Genomic DNA, 25612 nt, shown 5'->3' with positions numbered 1-25612 from the left:
GGATAAAGTCGATGAAAAAACTTCTGATCGCAAGTTTATTATTCGGTACGACAACAAGCGTATTTGCTGCACCTTTTGTAGCAAAAGATATTCGCGTGGATGGCGTTCAAGGAGAGTTAGAGCAACAAATTCTTGCAAGTTTGCCGGTTCGCTCAGGTCAACGTGTTACGGACAATGATGTCGCTCATATTGTTCGTACGTTATTCGTAAGTGGTCGATTTGACGATGTAAAAGCTTATCAAGATGGTGATGCCTTGGTGGTTAGTGTGCTGGCAAAACCTATCATTTCGGAAGTACATATTAAAGGCAATTCTTTAATTCCGACGGAAGCATTAAAACAAAACTTAGAGGCGAACGGATTTAAATCCGGTGATGTGCTTAATCGTGCCAAGTTAGATGAATTTGTAAAAGGTGTGAAAGAACATTATCAGAGCGTAGGTCGTTATAATGCGAAAGTCGAGGCGATTGTGAATACGCTACCAAATAATCGCGCTGAAATTACGCTTCAAATTAATGAAGATGATACGGCGAAATTGGCATCCGTTACCTTTAATGGTAATCAAGCGGTTTCAAGTGATACTCTGCAAGAGCAAATGGAATTGCAACCGGATGCATGGTGGAAACTTTGGGGCAACAAATTTGATGGTAGCCAATTTGAGAAAGATTTACAGTCCATTCAAGAATACTACCAAAATAACGGTTATGCGAAAGCACGTATCACTCACACGGACGTTCAATTAAATGAGGCTCAAACGAAAGCCACGGTTGTCATTGATATTAATGAAGGTGAGAAATACGATTTAAGCAGTGCGCGCATTGTCGGGAATGTCGGCGGTATGGCGGACGAATTACAACCTTTGTTAAATCGTCTTCATTTGAATGATACCTTTAGCCGTGCCGATGTCATAGACATTGAAAATGTGATTAAGGCAAAATTAGGTGAACGCGGTTACGGTAGTGCCACAGTGAATACCACACCGACATTTGATGAAGCAAATAAAACCGTGGCGTTAACTTTTGTCGTTGATGCCGGTCGCCGCTTATCCGTTCGTCAGGTTCAGTTTGAAGGTAACACCGTTTCGGCGGATAGCACATTACGCCAAGAAATGCGTCAACAAGAAGGCGCTTGGTATAATTCCCAATTAGTTGAATTAGGTAAAATCCGTTTGGACAGAACCGGTTTTTTTGAAACGGTAGAGAGTCGTATTGCTCCCGTTGAAGGAACAAACGATGAAGTTAATGTCGTTTATAAAGTAAGAGAGCGTAATACCGGTAGTATTAACTTTGGGGTAGGTTATGGTACGGAAAGCGGTATCAGTTACCAAGCCAGCGTAAAACAAGATAACTTTTTGGGAACCGGTGCGGCAGTGAGCTTGGCGGGTTCTCGTAATGACTACGGTACAACGATTAATCTGGGTTATACCGAACCCTACTTCACAAAAGATGGTGTGAGTTTAGGCGGAAACGTATTCTATGAAACCTATGATAACTCTGGCAGCGATACGTCATCAAATTATAAACGTACAACATACGGTGGGAATGTTACGCTCGGTTTCCCTGTGAATGAAAACAACTCCTACTATGTCGGGTTAGGTTATACTTACAACAAAATCAGTAACTTTGCCCGAGAATACAATCGTGATTTATATTTACTCTCAATGAATTTAGATCCGACAAAAAATTCATTGTCGGTTAAGTCTCACGATTTTGATTTCTCATTCGGTTGGAACTATAACAGCTTAAATCGTGGTTATTTCCCTACAAAAGGGATTAAGGCAACGATTGGCGGCCGGGTAACGATTCCGGGGTCCGATAACAAATACTATAAATTGAATGCCGATATTCAAGGTTATTATCCGCTTGATCGGGATCATCGTTGGGTGGTTTCCGGTAAAGCAGGGGTTGGCTATGCAAATGGTTTCGGCGGTAAACGTTTACCGTTCTATCAAAACTATACGGCCGGCGGCATCGGTAGTTTACGTGGTTTCGCATATGGCGCGGTCGGCCCTAATGCGATTTATTGGACAAAAGATAGAGCCGGTAATGAAGGATATAACACCAACGGAAGTAGTGATATTGTCGGTGGTAACGCGATTGCTACGGCAAGTGCCGAATTAATTGTTCCAACCCCGTTTGTGGCGGATAAAAACCAAAATTCCGTAAGAACTTCACTCTTTATTGATGCGGCAAGTGTATGGAATACTAAATGGACCGAACAGGATAAAGCCACATTCCGGAATTTACCGGATTATAGTGATCCGAGCCGCATTCGAGCTTCTGCCGGTGTCGGTTTCCAATGGCAATCGCCTATCGGTCCATTGGTATTCTCTTATGCGAAGCCAATCAAAAAATATGAAAATGACGATATAGAGCAATTCCAATTTAGTATTGGTGGTTCTTTCTAGTCGAACTTTGTTTTAATTATCCGGTCAAAGCCGGCATCTTGCACAGCATATAATGATGTGGTGCAAGTATAACCAACAACCCAAAACAATAAGGAAATCTCAATGAAAAATGTTTTAAAAGTAACCGCACTTTCACTCGGTCTTGCCCTTGCATCCGGTTTTGCAGCAGCAGATGAAAATATCGCCTTTATCAATGCCGGTTATTTATTCCAAAATCATCCGGATCGTCAAGCTATCGCTGATAAATTAGATGCCGAATTTAAACCGACAGCGGATAAATTAGCGGCAAGCAAAAAGGAAATTGATGAAAAAATTGAGGCGTCACGTAAAAAAGTAGAAGCGAAAGTGGCGGCATTACAAAAGGATGCTCCTCGTTTACGTCAAGCCGAAATCCAAAAACGTGAAGCTGAAATTAACAAATTTGGCGCAGGCGAAGAAGCGGCGATTACCAAGTTGATGCAAGAACAAGACAAAAAAGTGGCTGAGTTTCAAGAACAAAATGAGAAACGTCAAGCTGAAGCTCGTGCTCAATTATTAGAAAGCATCCAGCTTGCGACAAACAAAATCGCAAAAGAAAAAGGTTATACCTATGTGCTTGATGCAAATTCCGTGGTATTTGCAGTGGACGGCAAAGATATTACCGAAGACGTATTGAAATCTATTCCTGCGACAGAAAAATCCGCAGCACCTGCTAAAGCAGAAGAGAAAAAATAATAGGTTCTCATTATGCAAAAATCCTATTCTTTACAAGAATTGGCAAACCAAATCGGCGCTACCGTTCGCGGTAACGCCGATGTTGTTGTAGTAAACATTGCTCCTCTTGATAAAGCCCAAGCAAATCAACTCACGTTTATTTCTAACGCCAAGTTTCGCCCATTATTAAAAGATTCCGATGCCGGTATTTTAGTCGTATCTGAAGCGGATGTAGAATTTTGTGCGCCTGAAAGTAATTTGCTGATTGTAAAAGATCCTTATGTCGCTTATGCGATTTTGGCGCAATATATGGATACGACACCTAAAGCAGCCCATGGCATAGCACCAAGTGCGGTCATTTTTGACGGTGTTTTTTTAGGCGAAAATGTTTCAATCGGTGCAAATGCCGTGATTGAAGAAGGGGTCATACTCGGTGATAACGTGATTATCGGCGCAAACTGTTTTGTGGGAAAAAACACAAAAATCGGTGCAGGTACTCAGCTTTGGGCGAATGTAACCCTTTATCATGACGTAGAAATCGGTTCAAACTGCTTAATTCAGTCCGGTGCGGTGATTGGAAGTGATGGTTTTGGTTATGCCAATGATCGTGGTCGCTGGATTAAGATTCCGCAAGTGGGTCGGGTGATTATCGGTAATAATGTTGAAATCGGCGCTTGTACCTGTATTGACCGTGGTGCGCTGGATGCAACGGTAATTGAAGATAACGTGATTATCGACAATCTCTGCCAAATTGCCCATAACGTGCATATCGGTACCGGTACGGCGGTTGCTGGTGGTGTGATTATGGCGGGTAGTCTAACGGTAGGGCGTTATTGCTTGATTGGCGGCGCGAGTGTTATCAATGGCCATATGGAAATTTGTGATAAAGTGACGGTAACCGGTATGGGAATGGTGATGAGACCTATCACCGAACCGGGTGTGTATTCTTCCGGCATTCCGCTACAAACAAATAAGGAATGGCGAAAAACCGCCACACTCACGTTAGGCATTGATGGTATGAATAAGCGTTTAAAAGCGCTCGAAAAGAAAATCGGCTAATTCTCTTTGAAAACGCACCGCACCTTTGTGGTGCGTTTTGTTTTTAAACGTAAATATCGTATAATTCGGCATTATTTTTATTTGTGAAAGGTATCAGCGTGTCAGAACAACAATCAAAAGTGATCGAAGCAAAAGAAATTATGACTTTATTACCACATCGTTATCCATTTTTATTAGTGGATCGTGTGATTGATTATAAAGAAGGTGAATGGCTAAAAGCGATTAAAAACATTAGTGTGAATGAGCCTTGTTTCACAGGTCACTTTCCCGGTGAACCTATTTTACCCGGTGTATTAATTTTAGAGGCTTTAGCGCAGTCAATGGGAATACTTGCCTTTAAAACACACGAATTAAAAGGGGGCGAATTATTCTATTTTGCCGGAGTTGATGAAGCGCGTTTTAAACGTCCCGTATTACCGGGCGATCAAATGGAATTGTATGTTCAAGTGATTAAAGAACGCCGTGGAATTACTGCGTTCAGCGGTGTCGCAAGTGTAAACGGTGAAGTCGCTTGTGAAGCAAAATTAATGTGTGCTCGTCGTTAATCAAAGAGGATAAATATGATCCACCCAAGTGCAAAAATCCACCCAACGGCTATCGTTGAGGAAGGCGCCGTTATCGGCGAAGAGGTTTTCATTGGGCCTTTCTGCATTGTTGAAGGTTCTGTTGAGATTAAAGCGCGTACAGTGTTGAAATCACACGTTGTTGTGCGTGGCGATACCGTTATTGGCGAAGATAACGAAATTTATCAATTTGCCACCATCGGTGAAGTGAACCAAGATTTAAAATACAAAGGTGAAGCGACAAAAACTATTATTGGTAATGCCAATAGAATCCGTGAACACGTAACGATTCATCGTGGCACGATTCAAGGTGGCGATGTAACCCGCATCGGCAATAATAACCTGTTAATGATTAACGTTCATATCGCCCATGACTGCCAAATTAAAAATAACTGTATTTTGGCGAATAATGCAACACTTGCCGGCCACGTCGAATTGGATGATTTTGTGATTGTGGGCGGTATGTCGGCGATTCATCAGTTTGTTGTTGTCGGGGCGCACGTAATGCTTGGCGGCGGTTCAATGGTAAGCCAAGATGTTCCTCCTTATGTGATGGCGCAAGGCAACCATGCCCGCCCATTCGGCGTAAACTTAGAAGGTTTAAAACGTCGAGGTTTTGATAAACCGACAATGCACGCAATCCGTAACGTATATAAAATGATTTACCGTAGCGGCAAAACCCTTGAAGAAGTGATGCCTGAAATAGAACAAATCGCAGAAACCGATTCCGCTATTAGTTTCTTTATTGATTTCTTTAAACGTTCAACCCGCGGGATCATTCGTTAAAATAGATTTTCTCTTAAATAAAGGGGAAATGGTTTATGAAAACAATTAACAAATCAACCGCACTTTTTTTCCAAAGTGCGGTTATTTTTTAGGATAAATTTAATGAACAAAGAAAATCCTACCATTGCCCTTGTTGCCGGTGAAGTATCGGGCGACATTCTCGGCGCAGGATTGATTCGCCAGCTTAAAGCGCATTATCCAAACGGACGTTTTATCGGCATTGCAGGGCCACGTATGATCGCTGAAGGCTGTGAAACGTTAGTGGATATGGAAGAACTTTCGGTAATGGGATTGGCTGAAATTCTGAAACATTTACCCCGTTTACTTAAAATCCGTAAAAAAGTGATTCAGACTATGTTGCAAGAAAAACCGGATGTTTATATCGGTATTGATGCACCGGATTTTAACTTGGATGTGGAATTAAAACTAAAAGCAAAGGGCATTAAAACGGTTCATTACGTAAGCCCGTCCGTGTGGGCATGGCGTCAAAAACGCATTCATAAAATTGCCAAAGCGACCAATCAGGTATTGGCTTTTCTGCCTTTTGAAAAAGCCTTTTACGATAAATTTAACGTGCCTTGCCGTTTTATCGGACACACGATGGCGGATGCCATTCCGCTCAAACCCGATCGTTTAGAGGCTTGCCAGTTTCTTAATATCGATCCGGCGCAACGTTACTTAGCTATTCTTGTTGGAAGCCGTGGGTCAGAAGTGGAATTTTTAACCGAGCCTTTCCTAAAAACGGCGTTATTGTTGAAAGCACAATTTCCCGATCTGCAATTTCTTGTGCCGTTAGTGAATGAAAAACGTCGTCAGCAATTTGAGGCGATCAAAGCACGTATCGCCCCGGATTTAGATATGCATCTTATTGATGGTCAGGCTCGCCAAGTATTGATCGCAGCTGATGCCACTTTGTTGGCTTCCGGCACTGCCGCCTTAGAAGCAATGCTTTGCAAATCGCCAATGGTTGTGGGCTATAAAATGAAACCGCTCACGTATTTTTTAGCCAAACGTTTGGTGAAAACCCCGTATATTTCCCTGCCTAATTTATTGGCGAATGAAATGTTAGTGCCGGAAATGATTCAAGAAGAATGCGAACCCGAACGGTTGACGGAAAAACTTGCCGTGTATCTTTCAACTGAAGAAAGTGCGGTTAAAAATCGCCATATTTTAATTCAGCGTTTTACTGACTTACACCAACAAATTCAATGTGACGCGGACAAACAGGCGGCACAGGCCGTCATCGATTTATTGGAGGTAACGGGAAATGTTTGAGTATCCTCAAGGCTATAGGTTGATAGCCGGTGTTGATGAAGTAGGGCGTGGTCCTTTAGTGGGAGCGGTGGTTACCGCAGCGGTAATTTTAGATCCGAATAAGCCGATTGAAGGTTTGGCGGATTCTAAAAAATTGACGGAAAAGAAACGCATTACGCTAGCAGAAGAAATCAAGGAAAAGGCACTCGCGTGGGCATTGGGACGTGCAGAAGCAGAAGAAATTGATGAAATTAATATTTTACAGGCTTCTTTATTAGCGATGACGCGCGCGGTAAAATCCTTAAAAATTCAACCGCACTTTGTTTTGATAGATGGGAATAAAATTCCTAAAGATCTTGATATTCCCGCACAATCTGTCGTGAAAGGCGATAGCCTGGTGGCCGAAATCAGTGCCGCTTCTATTTTAGCAAAAGTGGCGCGTGATCAAGAAATGGCAGAATTGGATCGCCAATATCCGGATTATGCTTTTGCGCAACATAAAGGTTATCCCACGAAATTGCATTTAGAAAAATTAGCAGAATTCGGTGCATTGCCTCAACATCGCCGTAGTTTTGCACCGGTCAAAAAAGTCTTGGAAAATCGTTAGGAGACACTGATGAATACTATCTTCACCAATGCGCTTTGGGTGAGCCCGTTATTTTGGACGCTTGCTTTACTTGCCGTTGCCGTATTGCTTTTTGTGCGCAATAAAGTGCGAATGGATGCCGCGGCACTTTTGGTGATGTTGGCGTTTTATTTAAGTGGTATTTTAACGACGGATGAAATTTTTGCGGGATTTAGTGATCCGAATATTATCTTAATTGCGTTACTTTTTATTGTGGGTGAGGGATTGGTACGTACCGGCATTGCTTATCAAGTAAGTGATGGGATTTTAAAACTTGCAGGCAATAGTGAAACCAAAGTATTGGTTTTACTGATGTTGGCGGTTGCCGGATTGGGCGCTTTTATGAGTTCTACCGGTGTCGTGGCGATTTTTATCCCTGTCGTCTTGATGATTTGTCGTCAAATGAACCTTCCACCTAAACGTTTAATGATGCCGCTTAGTGTCGCCGGATTGATTAGCGGAATGATGACCTTGATTGCCACCGCGCCAAATTTGGTGGTAAATGCGGAATTGATTAAAGACACAGGATCTCGTTTGCGATTTTTTGATTTCACGCCTATCGGTTTGGTGATCTTATTACTTGGCATCGGTTATATGCTACTGATACGTCGCTGGCTTGGTACAAATATCGGCACGGAACAGCAAAATAATAATCAACGCTCTATGGCGGAACTGATTGACGAATACGGTTTACGTGATCGTACTAAACGTTTTGTCGTGCGTCCCGGTTCACCTTTTATCGGTAAAAACTTGAATGAGCTGAATTTACGTTCCAATTATGGTTTGAATGTTCTGGCGATTGAGCGTTGGAAACGTTTTCGCCCCGTTTATACGATGCCGCTGAGTAGTTCCGAAATTCATGAGAAGGATATTTTGATGATTGACATTGGTCAGCAAAATTTTGATTTAGCGGAATTTTGTCAAAATCATAATTTAGAGCCGGCGGAAATTAAACCTCAATCTTTTAATGAACAAGCGAAATCTATCGGTATGGCGGAATTGACCTTAGTGCCCGGCTCAAGCATCATCGATAAAACAACGGCAGAAGTTGAGTTTCGTTCAAGATACGGTTTAAACGTGGTAGGCATCAAACGTGAGGGTGAATTGATTTCAGATAGTTTCACCGGTACGCCTTACAAACTTGGCGATCTCATTTTAGTGATTGGGGATTGGAAGTTTATTCAACAAATGCGCAGTCGTACGAATGATTTTGTGGTGTTGAGTTATCCGAAAGAAATGGATCGCGTTGCTCCCGCTCAAAGCCAAGCGCCGCAGGCATTGATTTCTGTGTTGGTGATGGTGGCATTAATGGTGTCGGGTATTGTGCCTAATGTTATCGCAGCTTTAATCGCTTGTTTAATGCTGGGTTATTTCCGCTGTGTGGATGCAAAAAGTGCTTATGATTCAATTCATTGGCCAAGTTTGATTTTAATTATCGGTATGATGCCGTTTGCCGCCGCATTACAGAAAACAGGTGGAATTAACCTTGCGGTAGAAGCGATGTTAGGCTTGGTCGGTAATTGGGGAATGCATTTAGTGCTTATGATGTTATTTATCTTTTGTGCCGTGGTGGGACTATTTATTTCCAACACCGCAACAGCAATTTTAGTTGCACCTATTGCCATTTCATTAGCACAACAACTCAATGTTTCACCGATCCCGTTTGCAATGATTGTTGCTATTGCTGCTTCCGCCGCCTTTATGACCCCGGTATCATCACCGGTGAATACGATGGTGTTAGGCCCCGGTGGTTATAAGTTTAGTGATTTTTTAAAAATAGGCGTACCCTTCACTTTACTTGTGATGTTAGTAAGCGTATTCCTTATTCCACTTTTATTTCCATTCTAAAACAAGGAAAAATATGACCGCACTTTTAAAAATTGGTTTAGTTTCTATCTCGGATCGAGCCTCAACAGGCGTATATCAAGATCAGGGTATTCCTGAATTACAGGCTTGGTTAGCACAAGCATTAATTGATCCTTTTGAAGTTGAAGCCCGATTGATTCCCGATGAACAATCGATTATTGAACAAACGCTCAAAGAATTAGTGGATCAGCAAGGTTGTCATCTCGTGCTTACCACAGGCGGCACGGGGCCTGCGAAAAGGGACGTTACACCGGATGCAACCCTTGCAGTAGCTGATCGTGAGATGCCCGGTTTTGGAGAACAAATGCGTCAAATCAGCCTACATTTTGTTCCGACGGCGATTTTATCCCGTCAAGTCGGCGTTATTCGGAAGGAAAGTTTGATTCTGAATTTACCGGGGCAACCTAAAGCAATCAAAGAAACCTTAGAAGGGGTAAAAGATAAATCGGGTAATGTGCTGGTGAAAGGGATCTTTAGTGCCATTCCTTATTGCTTACAATTGATTAACGGCTTATATGTCGATACTCACCCTGAAATTATTGAAAGTTTTCGCCCGAAATCGGCGAGACGTGAACATAATACGGAGAAATAAGATGAAAAAAATCGAAGCGATGATTAAACCTTTTAAATTGGATGATGTACGGGAAAATCTTTCTGATATCGGCATTAGCGGTATGACGGTTACCGAAGTGCGGGGTTTTGGTCGCCAAAAAGGGCATACGGAACTGTATCGCGGTGCCGAGTATATGGTGGATTTTTTGCCAAAAGTTAAAATGGAAATTGTCGTGCCGGATGAGCTGTTGGAACAATGTATTGAAACTATCGTAGAAACCTGCCAAACCGGTAAAATCGGTGACGGTAAAATTTTTGTCTATGATGTTGAGCGTGCGATTCGTATCCGTACCGGCGAAGAAAATGAGGAAGCCGTTTAGTGAAAAACAGTCTCAATTTACACCGCACTTTAATGAGTATGGCGGCATTGGTGATAATTCTCGCCGGTATAAAATTGGCGGCAGAGATTGTTGTGCCGTTTTTGCTTGCGCTTTTCATTGCGATTATTTGTTCTCCGATAATCAAATCAATGACGACACGCCGCGTGCCTCATTGGCTTGCTATGGTACTGTTGTTTGTCTTGATCACTCTCATTTTTTTCTTTTTAGTCGGGTTAATTAATAGTAGCGCACGTGAGTTTACTCAATCTATTCCGCAATATAAGACATTGCTTTCCGAGCGAGTAAATGATGTGATGACACTGGCGCAACGCTTCAATTTACCTATTCATTTCTCACGTGAGACGATTCAAGATTATTTTGATCCCAGTATCATTATGAATTTTGTAAGTCGTTTGTTGCTTAATTTTTCCGGTGTGGTGAGTAATGTCTTTGTCTTGGTGCTTGTGGTGATTTTTATGCTTGCCGAAGCACCAACGATAAAACATAAATTCGCTATCGTGATGAGTGCTAATTCTACGGATATAGCCAAGGAAGAACATCATATTGATCGGGTTTTACAAGGGGTGATTGGCTACCTTGGGATTAAAACCATCACCAGTTTGCTCACGGGAATTTGCGTTTTTATTTTGCTCGAAATTTGCGGTGTGCAATATGTGATTTTATGGGCAACTTTGAGTTTTTTGCTTAATTACATACCAAATATCGGTTCCGTTATCGCCGCTATTCCGATTATTGTTCAAGCTTTGTTATTAAACGGTTTCGGTATCGGTTTTGGTGTCGCGATCGGGGTAATTGCCGTTAATATGATCATTGGTAATATCCTTGAGCCGAAAATGATGGGAAAACGCTTAGGGCTTTCTACGCTGGAGGTTTTTCTTTCCCTCTTATTTTGGGGCTGGCTACTCGGTACGGTTGGGATGCTCCTTTCCGTTCCGCTGACAATGGCGTTAAAAATCGCTTTAGAATCCGATCCAAGTACGATTAAATATGCCGCATTATTGGGGGATGTGGAAAGCAAATGATCTTTTCCTTAAAAAAGCGCTATTATGTAGTGCTTATACAAATCTTTGTAGGGGGCGTTAGGCGAAGTCGTAAACGCACCATTAACAAAGTTTAATGATGAAATGGGGCGTTACGCAAAGCTAACGCCCTCTACCCCGGATAAATATTGAACTCAAACCCTTTGCCAAACTGTCTAACTTTTGGGGTCAGATCATTTTAACCGCACTTTTTTTAACTAAACAATCTTCTCCGATTTCTACTTTTTTTCAGTTGAGCAATGAGCATCACTCCCAGCACAATCACATATACGGCGAAAATAAACACTAACCACTGTACCATTGTAATTCCGAATAACGACCACTGACTGTTATCGCAACTGCCGGTCGGGTTAAAGAGGCTGGGAAGCCATTGGTGTAGAGGGAGGGTTTCAGGAAAATTCGGAAGAAATTCACATTGTTTCCAAGGTTTGGGGTTCATTTGTAGATCAAGATGTCGAATGGAAATCATCAATCCCTTTATGCTACTAAATAAACCTAGTGCGATTGCGATTAAGCGAAGGATAAGTGTTCTAGGTGCAAGAAACCCGATAATGCCCGCAATAAATAAACCGACTATCGCCAAACGTTCATACACGCAAAGTACGCAAGGTTGTAACCCCATTCCGTATTGAAAGTAAAGTGCGGTCAATTCCAGCAATAAACTTGAAATGACAAGTAATAGCCAGGCAGAACGTTTTTCTGAGAATCCTTTGAATAATGCGAGCATTTTCCCTCCTTAAATCGGCATAATTAAGCCTAAATTTGCAAGCCAAATGGTAGCTGCGGGTAGAATATATTCAATAGCAAATAAGCCTACCAAGGATAACACGATAGTGTAAGGTAGTGCCATATAAACCATTCTACCATAAGAAAGGCGAATTAATGGTGCAAGGGAGGAGGTGAGTAAGAATAAGAATGCGGCTTGACCGTTTGGTGTCGCGACAGAAGGTAGATTCGTACCGGTATTGATCGCCACGGAAAGCAATTCAAATTGATGTGGAGCAATGACCCCGTTTGTAAGAGCGGCTTTGGCTTCATTAATATAAACCGTTGCCACGAACACATTATCCGAAATAGCGGAGAGCAAACCGTTAAATACATAGAATAAAACCAGTTGAGTGCTTTCTGCTGCGGATAAAACATAGTGAATGATTGGGGCAAATAATTTCTGATCGATAATCACCGCAACGACAGTGAAAAAGACGACAAGTAATGCGGTGAAAGGGAGTGATTCTTGGAATGCCCGACCAATCGCGTGTTCATCGGTTATTCCCGAAAATGCCGTTGCGAGAATGATGACGCTTAAACCGATTAAGCCGACGGCAGCCAAATGAAATGCTAAGGCTAAAACCAACCAGAGGGCGATTAATGCTTGTACGCCTAATTTAAGTTTGTCCTGCTTAGACATTTTTTGGGAATTGTTACGATCCAGAGAGGCTAAGGTATACCATACTTTTTGTGGTAATTTTTCGCCGTAGCCGAAAAGTTTGAATTTCTCTATGATATAGCAGGTTATCAGCCCGAAAATGAATACAGGGAGCGTAACCGGCGCCATACGGAAGAAAAATTCGACAAAATCCCACTTCGCTTGTTCTGCGATAATTAAGTTTTGGGGCTCTCCTACCATTGTCATTACGCCGCCTAATGCGGTACCCACCCCGGCGTGCATCATTAGGCTACGTAAAAAAGCACGAAATTTTTCTAAGGTTTCACGATTTTTAACTTTTTCATCATCTGAAATATCGACCGCATCTTGCAATGTTTTGCCAGAGGCGACTTTGTGATATACGCCATAAAACCCCATCGCTACGCTAATGATGACAGCGACAACAGTAAGGGCATCTAAGAAAGCGGACAGAAATGCGGCACTGAAACAGAAGGCGAGGGAAAGTGTAATTTTAGAACGAATGTTCACCAATAATTTTGTGAATACAAACAGCAGCAGTTGTTTCATAAAGAAAATCCCGGCCACCATAAACATTAAAAGCAAAATGACTTCAAAATTTGCCATAATTTCTGCTTTGACATGGGTTGGATTTGTCATACCGATCACGATGGCTTCAATGGCAAGTAACCCACCGGGTTGCAGCGGATAGCATTTTAATGCCATAGCAAGGGTGAAAATAAACTCCGCTACAAGAATCCAGCCTGCAAAAAAGGGGCTGACTAAAAAGAAAATAATGGGGTTAATAATGAGAAAAATGATAATGGCGAGTTTGTACCAGTTCGGACTTGAGCCAAGAAAATTTTTCATAAAGGCTTGTGTGTAAGTCATAAATTACTCCTGCTTTTTTGTAGGGCTGTCATTGTAATATAGAGTGCTTTAAAGGATAATACCGAAAACAAAGATTCGCCTATATAAATCACATTTTTTTGATCTTGTTAGGTCTTTTTCTAACACGCATTTATTATGAATACAGAAAGTATGCTTTTAAAAGCACAAAGCCCTGCCGCACTTGCAGAAGAATATCTTGTAAAAAGTATCTGGAATGATGTGTTCCCTGCCGGTTCAAATTTGCCCTCGGAACGTGATCTTGCGGATAAAATAGGGGTAACACGCACGACTTTACGTGAAGTACTACAGCGTTTGGCACGCGATGGTTGGCTTACTATTCAGCATGGTAAGCCCACTAAAGTAAATAATATTTGGGATACGGCAAATCCAAGTGTCATTGAAACGCTAATCACATTAGATCAACGTTCAGCACCTTTGATTATTGATAATATGTTGTCATTACGCAGTAAAATGTCTGAATCCTACATTTACGAAGCGGTTAAAAATTCACCGCAACAATCGGCAGCGTTATTTGATGAATTAAAAACGTTAAAAAATACGGCGGAAGATTATACGGAATTTGATTATCGTGTTTTTCGTCAATTTACCGTAGTTGCCAATAAACCCTTTTATCGTCTCATTTTTAATAGCTTGAAAGGCGTTTATCGAAAAATCGGTTTATTGTTTTTTAGCGATGCGAAACATCGCGAAGTGACTAAGAAATTTTATTTGGAAATGCAACAAATTTGCCAAGAAGGTAATGCAGAGGCTGTGGTGGATTGTATACGTAAACATAATGTGCATTCAGCTACTTATTGGCGTGCTATTTTGGAGTGCTTACCACAGAATCTTTCGGATTAGTTTTTATTGTTATAAATAGCCAACGTGAATGTCCTTTTAATAAATGGAATTCAACTCTATGTACGCTTTAGAAATTCGCAACCTCATCAAAACTTATTCTACCGGTGTTCAAGCGATAAAAGGTATTAATCTCATGGTTGAACAAGGCGATTTTTATGCATTGCTTGGACATAATGGTGCCGGTAAATCGACCACTATTGGAATTATCAGCTCGCTTGTCAATAAAACCGATGGCGTAGTTAAAGTATTCGGTTATGATTTAGATACACAAAAAATGCTGGTTAAACAACAAATCGGGCTTGTGCCTCAAGAGTTTAACTTCAACCAATTTGAAAAAGTGATAGATATACTTGTTCAGCAAGCAGGGTTCTATGGCATTCCATTGAAAGAAGCACGGTATCAAGCGGAAAGTTGGTTGGAAAAACTCAGTTTACGGGAAAAACATACACATCTTATCCGCGAATTATCCGGAGGAATGAAACGCCGTGTGATGATTGCCCGCGCATTAATGCATAATCCCAAACTACTTATTTTAGATGAGCCGACCGCCGGTGTTGATATTGAACTTCGCCGTTCGCTTTGGGATTTTTTACGTGAATTAAATAACCAGGGAACAACGATTATTCTTACCACCCATTATCTAGAAGAAGCAGAAAATCTTTGTCGCAATATCGGGATTATTCAGCAAGGTAGATTGATTGAAAATACCTCTATGAAATCACTTTTGGCAAAGTTGGAAACGGAAGTCTTTGTGCTTGATTTACAAAATGTAAGGCAAAATTCATCGCTTGTGATCGAGCATTATCCCTATCAATGGCTTGATGAAAATACACTTGAGGTTGAAGTGCAACGCTCGCAAGGATTAACCAATTTGTTCGTTCAACTGACATCTCAAAATGTAGAAGTGCTAAGTATGCGCAATAAATCGAATCGTTTAGAAGAACTTTTCCTTAAAATGGCTAATTAGTATGAATGTAATCGGATTTTTTACCCTCGCAATGAGAGAATCCAAACGTGTTATTCGCATTTGGAAACAAACCCTTGTACCGCCGGTGATTACTACAACGCTTTATTTTCTTATTTTCGGACAATTAATCGGTGGCCGTATCGGTAATATGCAGGGCGTGAGCTATATGCAATTTATTGCCCCCGGACTTGTGATGATGACGGCGATTACCGCATCCTATGTAAATACGGCCTCATCTTTCTTCTTAAGCAAATTTAATAAAACCTATGAAGAATTGCTTGTCTCACCTCTCTCCACCCATAATATTATTTGGGGATATGTTATCGGAAGTATGGTGCGGGGTGTGTTAGCGGGTATTTTAGTGATGATGGTGGCGTTGTTATTTATCACCTTTAATATTCATTCTTGGCTAATGATTTTTTGTACCTTGTTACTTACCACGATCAGTTTTGCTCTTGGTGGGTTGATCAACGCAATTTTTGCTAAAACCTTTGATGATGTGGGTGTGATTCCAACCTTTGTTTTAACACCGCTTACCTATTTAGGCGGCGTATTTTATTCTATCTCACTTTTACCCGATTTTTGGCAGATCGTGTCGAAGTTTAATCCGATAGTCTATATGATTAACGGCTTTCGTTATGGTTTTTTAGGCATTAGCGATGTGCCTGTATTTTATACATTCTTAGTTTTAGGCTTACTTGTGGTCGTATTATACTGCCTTGCCTACTCATTGCTCGAGAAAGGTGTCGGGCTGCGTTCTTAACTTGGAAGGGCATAATTAAGGCTCTTTTTATGTGGTCGCAAAAGTACGGTATTATGTATCAGTTGCACAAATCATCGTAGGGCGTGTTAGGTGAAGCCGTACCGCACCAAGAGTTTAATGATGAAATAGCGCGTTACGCAAACCTTAACGCACTATACCCTCGATAAATATTGGAAATAAAGTTCTCTTTGTGCAAATGCTACATAATAATGCAAAAGTAAGTAAAAAACCGACCGCACTTTTTATCAATATATATAAACATTATGCGTATACCTCGAATTTATCACCCGAAATCTCTTGAAAATCAAACCCAATGCCAACTTTCTGATGAGGCGGCTAATCACGTTGGGCGTGTGTTGCGAATGACGGAAGGCGAACACATCGAATTGTTTGACGGCAGTAATCATATTTACCCCGCCCGTATTATTGAGGCGGGTAAAAAAGCGGTGAAAGTTGAAATTTTAAATCGTGAGTTTGCAGATAAAGAATCGAATCTTAATATTCATTTAGGGCAAGTGATTTCCCGTGGCGATCGTATGGAATTTACTATTCAAAAATCCGTCGAGCTGGGGGTGACTGTCATCACCCCGCTTTGGTCTGAACGTTGTGGTGTAAAATTGGATGGCGAACGTATGGATAAGAAGATTCAACAATGGCAAAAAATTGCGATTGCCGCCTGTGAACAATGCGGACGTAACATCGTACCGGAAATTCGCCCCTTGATGAAATTACAAGATTGGTGTGCGGAAAATGATGGCGCATTGAAATTGAATTTGCATCCGCGCGCCCAATATTCCATTAAAACACTGCCGAATATTCCGAAGGAAGGGGTGCGTTTACTGATTGGTTCTGAAGGCGGTTTGTCGCCTCAGGAAATTGCAAAAACGGAACAGCAAGGATTTACTGAAATTTTATTAGGAAAGCGTGTATTGCGTACGGAAACCGCCTCATTGGCTGCCATCAGCGCATTACAAATCTGTTTTGGAGATTTAGGCGAATAATGGATTTACAAGGACAATTTTTAATCGCAATGCCACATTTAGAGGATTATTTCCATCGTACCGTGGTATTTGTATGTGAACATAATGAACAAGGTTCTATGGGCTTAGTGATTAATCAACCGACCGATTTAAGCATTGCGGAACTTTATTCTAAACTCAATTTTATGATGAAAAATGACCGTACTTTTGACGATACGATGGTTATTGCCGGAGGGCCTGTTCATACCGAACGGGGTTTTATCGTTCATAGAAAAACAGCAAACGATTTTCAGCATAGTTACAAAATAACGGGTGATCTTTCCCTTACCACATCAGCCGATGTGGTGGATACCTTTGGATCTTTACAGGCGCCGGAAAAATACTTGGTGGCATTGGGCTGTGCAAGTTGGTCTGCGGGGCAATTGGAGCAAGAAATTGCAGATAATGCGTGGTTAGTTGTCCCTTCTGATGAAAGGATTTTATTTGATACGCCTTATGAAGAACGTTATTTTGCCGCAAATCAATTGTTAGGCATTCATCCGTATAACTTTGCGATAGCGCAAGTGGGGCGTGCTTGATGAGTTTTACCGCACTTGCCTTTGATTTTGGTACGAAAAGCATTGGTTGTGCCGTAGGACAAAGTATCACCGGCACAGCCCAGGCCTTACCCGCTTTTAAAGCGCAAGATGGCATCCCGAATTGGGAGGCCATTGAAAAATGCTTAAAAGAATGGAAACCCGAGGTAGTGGTGGTGGGGCTACCCTTGAATATGGATGGCTCGGAACAAGATCTCACATTGCGCGCACGAAAATTTGCAAACCGCTTAAACGGACGTTTTGGGGTAAGAGTCGAATTCCAAGATGAACGTTTAACGACAACGGAAGCAAGGAGTGAAATTTTTGAACGTGGCGGCTTTCGAGCCTTAAAAAAAGGCAAAGTCGATGGTATTTCGGCGTGCTTGATTTTAGAAAGTTGGTTTGAGCATTATGGCACTCAGTGATCGGAAAGTGCGGTCAAAAATTTAATTATTTTGATATCGGCAAAACCGCACCAAAATGTTATTTGGGGTTTTGGAATATGCAATGTTCGTAAAATCGGTATTTAGGTTATTTTACCCCATCAGAACGCTATGTTCTGCGTCCATAACCTCTTTCCTTCGCAAGAAAAAGACAAAAGAAAAGCGACCTGATTAAGTCGCATTTTTCATCAACGAAGCGCATTAATCAAACCAGATGACACTTGCCATTCGGCCTGTTTTTCCTTCTCTTCGATAAGAAAAAAATAAGTCCTCTTCGTTGAACGTACAATGGTTACCGCCGGAAATATGAACAATGCCAAGTTTATTTAGACGTTGGGTCGCAATTTGGTAAAGATTGCCGAGATATTTTCCTGTTTGGTTTGGATCTGCTTTAAAAGCGGTTTCGGCGATAGGATCAAACGCCATAAATTGTTCAATCACTTCTTTTCCTACTTGAAAGGCGGCAGGGCCGATGGCAGGACCAAGCCATACGACAATATCTTGCGGTTCGACTTGAAAACATTTTACGGTTTCTTCCAGTACGCCATCGCATAATCCACGCCAACCGGCATGCGCAGCGGCAACTTCATTGCCTTGGTTGGTGGTGAAAAGTACCGGTAAACAATCTGCAGTCATCACCGCACATACTTGATTCGGTTGATTCGTGTAAACTGCGTCCGCTTCAATATTGTTGTCGCGATAAGGTAACCGAATAACGCGCGTACTATGGGTTTGGGCTAAGAATAAAGGAGACTGAGGAAGATTGAATTTTTCCACCAACAAAGTGCGGTTAGTTTTGACCGTACTTTTTTCATCTCCCACATGATCACCCAAATTGAAACTATCAAAGGGAGCGATACTTACGCCGCCTGTGCGTGTTGTGGTAAAGGCGTGAATATTTGCGGCCACCTGCCAGTTGGGATAAATAGCCTTCATACTAGTAATCCAATTCATCTTTGTGTTCGAGATAGTCCGCTTTTAAGGCTTCAAGCAGGGCTATGAAATCATCCGGTAAAGGGGCATACCATTCCATCATTTCCCCTGTGATCGGATGAGCCAAACGTAACATCACTGCGTGCAACGCTTGGCGTTTAAAATTACGCAGTACTTCCATAAAATGTTCGCTTGCGTTTTTAGGCGGGCGAGGGCGGCCTCCATAGGTTTGATCCCCTAACAAGGGATGAGCGATATGCGCCATATGAACCCGAATTTGGTGAGTTCTGCCGGTTTCTAAGCGTAAGCGTAAGCGGGTATAGTTACGGTAGTTTTCCATAATGCGATAATGCGTGACAGCGGGTTTTCCCATAGGATGTACCGCCATAAGCATACGTTTTGTGGCGTGGCGTGCCATCGGTTGATCCACCGTTCCGCCTTTCGTCATAATACCGGAAGCAACGGCTTCATATTCGCGCGTGATTTTGCGTTTTTGTAAATCGCGCACAAGTTTCGTTTGTGCCGGAATAGTTTTGGCGACCACCATTAAACCTGTCGTATCTTTATCAAGGCGATGGACAATGCCGGCACGGGGTACTTCCGCAATCGGCGGATAATGATAAAGCAGTGCATTGAGTACCGTGCCGTTCGGATTGCCCGCACCGGGGTGAACGACAAGATCTTTCGGTTTATTTATCACGAGAATATGCTCATCTTCATAGACGATATTGAGCGGAATATTTTCCGCTTCAAAGCGGGTTTCATCTTCTACTTCTACGATAATTTCAATTTGTTCTCCGCCCAGTACTTTTTCACGCGGTACATTGGCAATACGATCGTTCATTTTTACTCGATCCGCTTCAATCCATACTTTTAGACGTGAACGGGAATATTCTGGGAACAACTCGGCAAGGGTTTGGTCTAAACGCTGCCCCATTTGTTCGGGCTGAACCTCAGCCGAAAGGGTAATTTGCGGCATAAAAATCTATCTCACAAGAGGTTTAAAAAGTTGGCTTATTTAACAATGTTCTATACAATGTCGGTCAATTGTATCTTATTTATTGGTTTTCGTAAAAATTAAGGAAAAAACGATGCGTAAAATGAAACTATTAATGTTGCTTACGATGACTGCATTTGCAGTGGTCGGTTGTTCTAGTGGTAATAAAGAAGTGGAACAAGCCTCAGTTGATGAGCTTTATAATAAGGGAGCGGCTTCATTGCAAGAAGGGGGCTATGCCGATGCAATCCGTTATTTAAGTGCAACAACGGCACGTTTCCCCGGCAGTACTTATCAAGAGCAGGCAATGCTGGATTTAATTTATGCCTATTATAAATCTCAGGATTACACGGCGGTATTGGTTAATGTAGATAGTTTTTTAAATCAATTCCCACAAAGTCCGAATCGTGATTATGCCGTATATATGGCAGGTTTAACAAATTCTGCAACCGCAGATAATGCCATTCAGGATTTTTTCGGGATTGATCGTGCGACCCGTGAAACAACATCATTGAAAACCGCATTCTCAAATTTCCAAAGTTTAGTACGTGCATTCCCGAATAGTCCTTATTCACAAGATGCTTTGGCACGTATGGCGTATATCAAAGATTCTTTAGCCCGCCACGAATTAGATATTGTGAAATTCTATGCTAAGCGCAATGCGGATGTGGCGGTTGCAAACCGTGTTGTGGGAATGTTGCAATTATACCCGGATACGCAACCGACCTATGAAGCCTTATTCTTTATGCGTGATGCTTATCAAAAAATGGGATTGGAAACCTTAGCCAATCAAACCCAGCAAGTGATTGATGCAAATAAAGATAAGCAATTCACCAAAGTGGAAAAACCGAAAGATTCGGAATTAGTCGTACCGACAGCCAAATAAAAGGCAAAGAAAATCCCGATGGTATATCGGGGTTTTCTTCATTCAGTAAACTAACCGCAAATCTCTTGCACAACAAATTGCAGAGCCTGGCGTTTAAATTGTTTTTGTTTACGATGTTTTAGTCGTCTTAAACGTAAGTTTCGCGAGGAAGAAATATCCCGAGACTTCACTTTTTTCAAGAAGGTTTTTCGTTTTAACATTGCTACTTTCTCCTATTCTTGTTTATTTTTGACCGCACTTTCAAATTCATTATTGCTTTGATTTTCCTGAACCCGATGGTAGTTCACAATACTATTCATATATCGGCGAATATTTTCGACATATTGATAGGCTTCATAACCGCGTGCATAGCCGTATTTTAAGCTACTATAATGGCGTTTTTCCGCCAATAACGGCAAGTTATTTTTTACATCAAGCCAATTATCGGGATTTCCGCCCAAGTTTTTGGTTAAACGGCGTACGTCCACTACGTGCCCTAATCCCATATTATATGCCGCCAGTGCATACCAAATACGATCTTCTTGCGGAATGCTGTCAGGCATTTGTGAAATTAGCCAATGTAGATACTCTGAGCCTGCTTTAATGCTTTGTTCCGGATCGGTGCGGTTATTAATTTTCATTCGTTCCGCCGTGTCTTTTGTCAGCATCATCATACCACGCACGCCGGTAGGCGAAGTGGCATAAGGATTCCAATGAGATTCTTGATATGCCACAGCAGCTAATAAACGCCAATCCAAATCACCTTTATATTTCTCAAAGAGCGGTTGATATTGCGGTAGAATTTTTTCAATGGCTTCTAAATAAGCGCGACTATCCACATAATCAAATTGTGCGATATGGCGGAAATATTTTTCTTCAATACGATCAATCAAACCGGTATCGAGCGCATTATTCATAAAATCCAACAGTCCGGCTTGTAACTCGCTATAAGAATTATTGGCCAAATACCAATGGACGCTTGCTTCATCCGTTAAATCAAAAGCAATGGCAAGATTGGGGCGAGTTTGTTGGGCTGCAGCCACATCAATGGAATTAGCAATGGTATAAGGTATTTTCCCTTCCGCCACTTGTATCAATAGTTCTTCCTGTGTGAGTTGTTTGTTATTTTTCCATTTTAGCGTTGGGAATTTTTTCTGAAATTGAACTAATAATTCATCTAACTCTTCACCGCCGGCAAGTACAATTTCTCGTTGGATTTGGCTTAAATCTTTCGGGCGAGTTTCTCCTTTTTGATAAACCAGCTGCCAAGAGGCGGAGGTATAAGCCGGTCCTATTTGAAATTGTTCGGCTCGTTTAGGGTGAAAGAATAAATTTGCCGCCGCCAAATCAATTTGATTGCTTTCAAGCGCCTGAAAAAGCGCATCCGTATTTTCTAAGGTCCTAATTTCAAGCTTTACTCCCAGATAATCAGCAAAACTTCTCGCCAATTCATATTCCAAACCGGACTCACCTTTAGCATCGATGAAATAATAAATCGGGTTATTAATGGTACCGACAATCAAACTGCCGCGAGATCGAATGGCTGAATAGTGATTTTCTTCCGACAGCATAATTTTTTGCCATGGGAATACCATATCAATCGCCCAAAGTAACAAAGCAAAAGCGGCAATAATGCGTAAAAATAAACCTTTCAAATACCTTAATCCTATTGTGTAAATTGTGGGGGATTGTAACGGGAATTTTGTGTATAGACAATAAAAAGCCCCTTCAGATTGTTTAAGGGGCTTAGGATTAGTGTTTAGCGATTTTAGCCTCGGCGTACTTTGCGTGGTTTGTCGCTAAAAGAGCGGTTGGATTTTTCGTTAAATTTACGTCCTCCACGCTCGTTACGACTCCGCTCACGACCAAAGTCATTGCCACGCCCTGCGCGGCGTTTACCGTTGAAATCATCACCGCCGCGGTTACCGTCAGATTTTACCGCACCAAGAAATGACATTTGCATTTGTTTATTCAACACGCGGGTTTTCCCAAATTGTTGAAGTAATTCTTTCGGCATTCCTTGTGGTAATTCTACGGTAGAATGTTCATCATAGAGTTTGATATGACCAATGTAGCGGCTATCAATATCGCCCTCATTTGCAATCGCGCCCACAATATGACGAACCTCCACACCATCGACTCTACCCACTTCAATGCGATATAAATCCATTGGTTGCGGATTGCCGTAGCCTTTGCGTTCACCGCGACGTTCCGCAGAACGAGGATTTTCACGGCGATCACGATCGTTGCGGCGGCGTTTTTCCATTGGTGGATCAGGAGGAAGGATAAGTTTTTGTTTACCTTGAAGTAACATTAACATTGCTGCTGCAATATCTTCCTGATCTTGATCGGCGGTAAATAAATCTTCCAGCAAGCTACGATATTGTTCCAGGTCGTGATGCTCAAGCTGTTTGGTGATTTTCGCCACGAATTTCTTTCGGCGGCATTCTTGCAACACGAAATGATTTGGCAATTCCACTTCATTGATCGGTTTTTTCATTAACTGTTCGATATTGCGAAGTAAGCGGCGTTCACGTGGTTCGACAAACAGTAGTGCACGGCCGGAACGACCGGCACGACCGGTACGGCCGATACGGTGAATATAAGATTCCGCGTCAAGGGTAATATCGTAGTTTACAACAAGGCTGATACGTTCAATGTCGATACCACGGGCTGCAACATCGGTTGCCACAACAATATCAAGGCTGCCGTTACGCAAACGATCGAGGGTTTGTTCACGCAATTGTTGTGTCATATCGCCATTAAGGGCGGCTGAACGGAAGCCGTTTTTTTCAAGCAGCTCGGTAATATCCAGTGTTGCCGTTTTGGTACGGGCGAAAATGATTGCCGCATCAAAATCTTCTACTTCTAAAAAGCGAAGAAGCGCTTCGTTTTTACGTACCCCATGTACATACCAGCAACTTTGCTCAATGTCCGGTGCATTTTCGTTATTGACTTTGATCTTCACTTCTTTCGGATCGTTCATAAAACGCTTGGTTATGCGGCGAATAGGTTCCGGCATCGTTGCGGAGAAGAGGGCGGTTTGATGATTTTCCGGCAATTCCGCCATCACGGTTTCTACATCATCAATAAAGCCCATTCGTAACATTTCATCGGCTTCATCAAGCACGATAAAACGGAGCTCGGAGAGGTCTAAAGTACCGCGGCGAATGTGATCGAGAATACGCCCCGGTGTACCGACAATCACCTGCGCTCCCTGTTTTAAAGCGCGAAGTTGAATGTCATAGCGTTGGCCGCCGTAAAGGGTAACAATGCGTGTACCATGCGCATATTTCACAAATTGTTCACAAGCATCCGCTACTTGGATAGCAAGTTCTCGGGTTGGTGCCATCACTAACATTTGCGGGTGTTTTGCCGCCGTATCGATTTGTGCTAAAAGCGGTAAAGCAAATGCGGCGGTTTTACCGCTACCGGTTTGTGCCATACCCAGCACATCATTGCCATTGAGCAAGTGCGGAATACAAGTTTGTTGAATTGGGGAAGGGGTTTCAAAACCTAAGTCTGAAACAGCTTTTAAGATGAACTCAGGTAAGCCTAAGTCATTAAAAGTGATTTTGTCAGTCATTAAAATTCTCAAATTATAAATTAAGGAAAACTCAATAGGCTTTCGGTGGCTAATTTCGGTTTATAGGACGTTTTATGCACGTATTATTAACGTATGTATGAATGGTCAGCCATTCATATCCTATATAAGTGCGGTCGATTTTACGCAATTTTTATAAAACAATTGCTTTTGTGATCGCATTTTTCTCTTCTTTTTCGTTGTCTGTTTGAGCCGGTTTTAATTTCATTAGCTCAAACGAAGCAAAACGATACTCAACAAAGTTATAAACCTGATTTGCCATTGCCAGTTTAAATAAAGCCGCCGCTTCATCTACCAGCCCTACATTGAGTTTTTGTTTTGCTAGATAAAAATAGGTTTCTGTTAGAATTTCTGCATATTGCTGAGAATTTTTCGCAAATTCATCGGCTCGTTGTTGCAATTGTTCTAAAGAAATATGTCCTAAGTAGTATTGAACGATATTTGTACCCCAGAAATCCTCTGATAGCCCTTTTGCTCGTTCGACAAGGTTTGCGTGGGCTTCTTGTGGTTTTAATTTTTGTTCGTTCAAGTACAGCCATAAGACACGGTAAGGATCTTTTGTATCAGCTTGGTAGAACTGTAAGAAATCTTGTTCGGCAAGATTGTAACGTCCTACATAGTAAAAATTTAAACCACGATTAAGGTGGGTGTAATCATAGCTTGCATCTAATTCAAACACCGCATTAAAGGTTTCTAATGCGTCGTCATAATCTTCTTCAAGCAATAAATAAAGCCCTAAATAGTTATACACGGAAGCCATTTTAGGCTGCAATGCAAGGGCTTGAGTAAAATCGTAACGCGCCAATCCCCATAAACCGAGGGAATCATATAAAACCCCACGTTCAAAGTGCAGCGAAGCACGTTCTTCATTACTCATTTTTCCAACTAATAATACTTGGCTGATTCGCACAATCATCACTTCCTGTTGAAAGTGTGAATTTGGGTTTTGTTCAGCAAGCATTACCCTATTTTTAGATACAAAAACGTTTCCTGACTGAATACAGCCTGTAAGAAATAACACCGCAAATAAGCTAAATAAATAGATTAAAAAACGGTGAGAGAGTCGAAAACATCGCATTTGCTTTCTTTTGCATCAATAAATTGT

Annotated in this window: 26 protein-coding genes; 18 read left to right on the top strand and 8 right to left on the bottom strand. The window is 41.7% G+C overall.

The window, feature by feature from the left end; genetic code table 11:
* The first annotated feature begins 11 nt into the window (after nt 1–11).
* The 11 genes from bamA to IHV77_RS04970 all read left to right on the top strand — a co-directional run bounded on the left by bamA (nt 12) and on the right by IHV77_RS04970 (nt 11226).
* Nucleotides 12–2405: an outer membrane protein assembly factor BamA gene (gene bamA / locus IHV77_RS05020; protein WP_194813002.1), complete on the top strand. Its 2394-nt coding sequence runs from the start codon at nt 12–14 to the stop codon at nt 2403–2405.
* Between the two features lie 102 nt (nt 2406–2507).
* Nucleotides 2508–3119: an OmpH family outer membrane protein gene (locus IHV77_RS05015; protein WP_194813001.1), complete on the top strand. Its 612-nt coding sequence runs from the start codon at nt 2508–2510 to the stop codon at nt 3117–3119.
* A gap of 12 nt (nt 3120–3131) precedes the next feature.
* The gene (gene lpxD, locus IHV77_RS05010) at nt 3132–4157 is read left to right on the top strand and encodes a UDP-3-O-(3-hydroxymyristoyl)glucosamine N-acyltransferase (RefSeq protein ID WP_194813000.1); all 1026 of its coding nucleotides are present in this window, start codon (nt 3132–3134) and stop codon (nt 4155–4157) included.
* Between the two features lie 140 nt (nt 4158–4297).
* A complete protein-coding gene (gene fabZ / locus IHV77_RS05005) occupies nt 4298–4702 on the top strand; it encodes a 3-hydroxyacyl-ACP dehydratase FabZ (RefSeq protein WP_194813230.1) in 405 nt (134 codons plus the stop codon).
* A 15-nt stretch (nt 4703–4717) separates the two neighbouring features.
* A complete protein-coding gene (lpxA, locus tag IHV77_RS05000; protein WP_194812999.1) occupies nt 4718–5506 on the top strand; it encodes an acyl-ACP--UDP-N-acetylglucosamine O-acyltransferase in 789 nt (262 codons plus the stop codon).
* A 102-nt stretch (nt 5507–5608) separates the two neighbouring features.
* Nucleotides 5609–6781 carry a lipid-A-disaccharide synthase gene (gene lpxB / locus IHV77_RS04995; protein WP_194812998.1) on the top strand — a complete coding sequence of 391 codons (1173 nt, stop codon included), beginning with the start codon at nt 5609–5611 and terminating at the stop codon, nt 6779–6781.
* Nucleotides 6774–7367: a ribonuclease HII gene (gene rnhB, locus IHV77_RS04990; RefSeq protein WP_194812997.1), complete on the top strand. Its 594-nt coding sequence runs from the start codon at nt 6774–6776 to the stop codon at nt 7365–7367. The genes lpxB and rnhB overlap by 8 nt, the downstream gene beginning before the upstream one ends.
* Before the next feature lie 9 nt (nt 7368–7376).
* Entirely contained in the window at nt 7377–9233 is a 1857-nt protein-coding gene (locus IHV77_RS04985) for an SLC13 family permease (protein ID WP_194812996.1), read from the top strand.
* 13 nt (nt 9234–9246) lie between these two features.
* On the top strand, nt 9247–9843 hold the full coding sequence (gene mog / locus IHV77_RS04980) for a molybdopterin adenylyltransferase (RefSeq protein WP_194812995.1): 597 nt from the start codon (nt 9247–9249) through the stop codon (nt 9841–9843).
* Between the two features lies 1 nt (nt 9844).
* The gene (glnB, locus tag IHV77_RS04975) at nt 9845–10183 is read left to right on the top strand and encodes a nitrogen regulatory protein P-II (RefSeq protein ID WP_194812994.1); all 339 of its coding nucleotides are present in this window, start codon (nt 9845–9847) and stop codon (nt 10181–10183) included.
* Nucleotides 10183–11226 (top strand): AI-2E family transporter, encoded by a 1044-nt coding sequence (locus IHV77_RS04970; RefSeq protein WP_194812993.1) that lies wholly within the window; start codon nt 10183–10185, stop codon nt 11224–11226. Before glnB ends, IHV77_RS04970 begins: the two co-directional genes overlap by 1 nt.
* Nucleotides 11227–11437: 211 nt before the next feature.
* Here IHV77_RS04970 and dsbB read toward each other — a convergent pair whose 3' ends face one another.
* A complete protein-coding gene (gene dsbB / locus IHV77_RS04965) occupies nt 11438–11971 on the bottom strand; it encodes a disulfide bond formation protein DsbB (RefSeq protein WP_194812992.1) in 534 nt (177 codons plus the stop codon).
* 9 nt (nt 11972–11980) lie between these two features.
* Complete coding sequence (nhaB, locus tag IHV77_RS04960) at nt 11981–13519, bottom strand: Na(+)/H(+) antiporter NhaB (RefSeq protein ID WP_194812991.1); 1539 nt, start codon at nt 13517–13519, stop codon at nt 11981–11983.
* A 135-nt stretch (nt 13520–13654) separates the two neighbouring features.
* On the opposite strand from nhaB, the gene fadR reads away from it, so the two are divergent.
* From fadR to ruvX, 6 genes are all read left to right on the top strand, one after another.
* Nucleotides 13655–14380 (top strand): fatty acid metabolism transcriptional regulator FadR, encoded by a 726-nt coding sequence (gene fadR, locus IHV77_RS04955; RefSeq protein WP_194812990.1) that lies wholly within the window; start codon nt 13655–13657, stop codon nt 14378–14380.
* Between the two features lie 58 nt (nt 14381–14438).
* Nucleotides 14439–15347: an ABC transporter ATP-binding protein gene (locus IHV77_RS04950; RefSeq protein ID WP_194812989.1), complete on the top strand. Its 909-nt coding sequence runs from the start codon at nt 14439–14441 to the stop codon at nt 15345–15347.
* A 1-nt stretch (nt 15348) separates the two neighbouring features.
* Nucleotides 15349–16110, top strand: a complete 762-nt coding sequence (locus tag IHV77_RS04945; RefSeq protein ID WP_194812988.1) for an ABC transporter permease — start codon at nt 15349–15351, stop codon at nt 16108–16110.
* A gap of 263 nt (nt 16111–16373) precedes the next feature.
* On the top strand, nt 16374–17111 hold the full coding sequence (rsmE, locus tag IHV77_RS04940) for a 16S rRNA (uracil(1498)-N(3))-methyltransferase (protein WP_194812987.1): 738 nt from the start codon (nt 16374–16376) through the stop codon (nt 17109–17111).
* Nucleotides 17108–17668: a YqgE/AlgH family protein gene (locus tag IHV77_RS04935; RefSeq protein ID WP_194813229.1), complete on the top strand. Its 561-nt coding sequence runs from the start codon at nt 17108–17110 to the stop codon at nt 17666–17668. Before rsmE ends, IHV77_RS04935 begins: the two co-directional genes overlap by 4 nt.
* Nucleotides 17668–18090 (top strand): Holliday junction resolvase RuvX, encoded by a 423-nt coding sequence (ruvX, locus tag IHV77_RS04930; protein ID WP_194812986.1) that lies wholly within the window; start codon nt 17668–17670, stop codon nt 18088–18090. The genes IHV77_RS04935 and ruvX overlap by 1 nt, the downstream gene beginning before the upstream one ends.
* A gap of 219 nt (nt 18091–18309) precedes the next feature.
* Here ruvX and pgeF read toward each other — a convergent pair whose 3' ends face one another.
* Both pgeF and rluD read right to left on the bottom strand, forming a co-directional pair.
* Nucleotides 18310–19044: a peptidoglycan editing factor PgeF gene (pgeF, locus tag IHV77_RS04925; RefSeq protein ID WP_194813228.1), complete on the bottom strand. Its 735-nt coding sequence runs from the start codon at nt 19042–19044 to the stop codon at nt 18310–18312.
* 1 nt (nt 19045) lies between these two features.
* Nucleotides 19046–20020 carry a 23S rRNA pseudouridine(1911/1915/1917) synthase RluD gene (gene rluD / locus IHV77_RS04920; RefSeq protein ID WP_194812985.1) on the bottom strand — a complete coding sequence of 325 codons (975 nt, stop codon included), beginning with the start codon at nt 20018–20020 and terminating at the stop codon, nt 19046–19048.
* A 112-nt stretch (nt 20021–20132) separates the two neighbouring features.
* Between rluD and IHV77_RS04915 the strand changes: the two genes are divergently transcribed.
* Nucleotides 20133–20924: an outer membrane protein assembly factor BamD gene (locus IHV77_RS04915; protein WP_194812984.1), complete on the top strand. Its 792-nt coding sequence runs from the start codon at nt 20133–20135 to the stop codon at nt 20922–20924.
* Between the two features lie 50 nt (nt 20925–20974).
* Here IHV77_RS04915 and IHV77_RS04910 read toward each other — a convergent pair whose 3' ends face one another.
* From IHV77_RS04910 to nlpI, 4 genes are all read right to left on the bottom strand, one after another.
* On the bottom strand, nt 20975–21124 hold the full coding sequence (locus IHV77_RS04910; RefSeq protein WP_194812983.1) for a hypothetical protein: 150 nt from the start codon (nt 21122–21124) through the stop codon (nt 20975–20977).
* 12 nt (nt 21125–21136) lie between these two features.
* On the bottom strand, nt 21137–22558 hold the full coding sequence (mltF, locus tag IHV77_RS04905; RefSeq protein ID WP_194812982.1) for a membrane-bound lytic murein transglycosylase MltF: 1422 nt from the start codon (nt 22556–22558) through the stop codon (nt 21137–21139).
* Between the two features lie 113 nt (nt 22559–22671).
* Nucleotides 22672–24489 carry a DEAD/DEAH box helicase gene (locus IHV77_RS04900; protein ID WP_194812981.1) on the bottom strand — a complete coding sequence of 606 codons (1818 nt, stop codon included), beginning with the start codon at nt 24487–24489 and terminating at the stop codon, nt 22672–22674.
* A 151-nt stretch (nt 24490–24640) separates the two neighbouring features.
* Nucleotides 24641–25585 (bottom strand): lipoprotein NlpI, encoded by a 945-nt coding sequence (gene nlpI / locus IHV77_RS04895; protein ID WP_194812980.1) that lies wholly within the window; start codon nt 25583–25585, stop codon nt 24641–24643.
* Nucleotides 25586–25612: the final 27 nt, after the last annotated feature.

The organism is Rodentibacter haemolyticus, from assembly GCF_015356115.1.
In the GTDB taxonomy this organism is placed as follows: domain Bacteria; phylum Pseudomonadota; class Gammaproteobacteria; order Enterobacterales; family Pasteurellaceae; genus Rodentibacter; species Rodentibacter haemolyticus.
This window is presented reverse-complemented; position numbering and strand designations above follow the sequence as displayed.

What these genes read in the sequence shown, in the direction of transcription:
- bamA (WP_194813002.1), top strand. Translation starts at nt 12, where the DNA reads ATGAAAAAACTTCTGATCGCAAGTTTATTATTCGGTACGACAACAAGC.
- IHV77_RS05015 (WP_194813001.1), top strand. Translation starts at nt 2,508, where the DNA reads ATGAAAAATGTTTTAAAAGTAACCGCACTTTCACTCGGTCTTGCCCTT.
- lpxD (WP_194813000.1), top strand. Translation starts at nt 3,132, where the DNA reads ATGCAAAAATCCTATTCTTTACAAGAATTGGCAAACCAAATCGGCGCT.
- fabZ (WP_194813230.1), top strand. Translation starts at nt 4,298, where the DNA reads ATGACTTTATTACCACATCGTTATCCATTTTTATTAGTGGATCGTGTG.
- lpxA (WP_194812999.1), top strand. Translation starts at nt 4,718, where the DNA reads ATGATCCACCCAAGTGCAAAAATCCACCCAACGGCTATCGTTGAGGAA.
- lpxB (WP_194812998.1), top strand. Translation starts at nt 5,609, where the DNA reads ATGAACAAAGAAAATCCTACCATTGCCCTTGTTGCCGGTGAAGTATCG.
- rnhB (WP_194812997.1), top strand. Translation starts at nt 6,774, where the DNA reads ATGTTTGAGTATCCTCAAGGCTATAGGTTGATAGCCGGTGTTGATGAA.
- IHV77_RS04985 (WP_194812996.1), top strand. Translation starts at nt 7,377, where the DNA reads ATGAATACTATCTTCACCAATGCGCTTTGGGTGAGCCCGTTATTTTGG.
- mog (WP_194812995.1), top strand. Translation starts at nt 9,247, where the DNA reads ATGACCGCACTTTTAAAAATTGGTTTAGTTTCTATCTCGGATCGAGCC.
- glnB (WP_194812994.1), top strand. Translation starts at nt 9,845, where the DNA reads ATGAAAAAAATCGAAGCGATGATTAAACCTTTTAAATTGGATGATGTA.
- dsbB (WP_194812992.1), bottom strand. Translation starts at nt 11,971, where the DNA reads ATGCTCGCATTATTCAAAGGATTCTCAGAAAAACGTTCTGCCTGGCTA.
- nhaB (WP_194812991.1), bottom strand. Translation starts at nt 13,519, where the DNA reads ATGACTTACACACAAGCCTTTATGAAAAATTTTCTTGGCTCAAGTCCG.
- fadR (WP_194812990.1), top strand. Translation starts at nt 13,655, where the DNA reads ATGAATACAGAAAGTATGCTTTTAAAAGCACAAAGCCCTGCCGCACTT.
- IHV77_RS04950 (WP_194812989.1), top strand. Translation starts at nt 14,439, where the DNA reads ATGTACGCTTTAGAAATTCGCAACCTCATCAAAACTTATTCTACCGGT.
- IHV77_RS04945 (WP_194812988.1), top strand. Translation starts at nt 15,349, where the DNA reads ATGAATGTAATCGGATTTTTTACCCTCGCAATGAGAGAATCCAAACGT.
- rsmE (WP_194812987.1), top strand. Translation starts at nt 16,374, where the DNA reads ATGCGTATACCTCGAATTTATCACCCGAAATCTCTTGAAAATCAAACC.
- ruvX (WP_194812986.1), top strand. Translation starts at nt 17,668, where the DNA reads ATGAGTTTTACCGCACTTGCCTTTGATTTTGGTACGAAAAGCATTGGT.
- pgeF (WP_194813228.1), bottom strand. Translation starts at nt 19,044, where the DNA reads ATGAAGGCTATTTATCCCAACTGGCAGGTGGCCGCAAATATTCACGCC.
- rluD (WP_194812985.1), bottom strand. Translation starts at nt 20,020, where the DNA reads ATGCCGCAAATTACCCTTTCGGCTGAGGTTCAGCCCGAACAAATGGGG.
- IHV77_RS04915 (WP_194812984.1), top strand. Translation starts at nt 20,133, where the DNA reads ATGCGTAAAATGAAACTATTAATGTTGCTTACGATGACTGCATTTGCA.
- IHV77_RS04910 (WP_194812983.1), bottom strand. Translation starts at nt 21,124, where the DNA reads ATGTTAAAACGAAAAACCTTCTTGAAAAAAGTGAAGTCTCGGGATATT.
- IHV77_RS04900 (WP_194812981.1), bottom strand. Translation starts at nt 24,489, where the DNA reads ATGACTGACAAAATCACTTTTAATGACTTAGGCTTACCTGAGTTCATC.
- nlpI (WP_194812980.1), bottom strand. Translation starts at nt 25,585, where the DNA reads ATGCGATGTTTTCGACTCTCTCACCGTTTTTTAATCTATTTATTTAGC.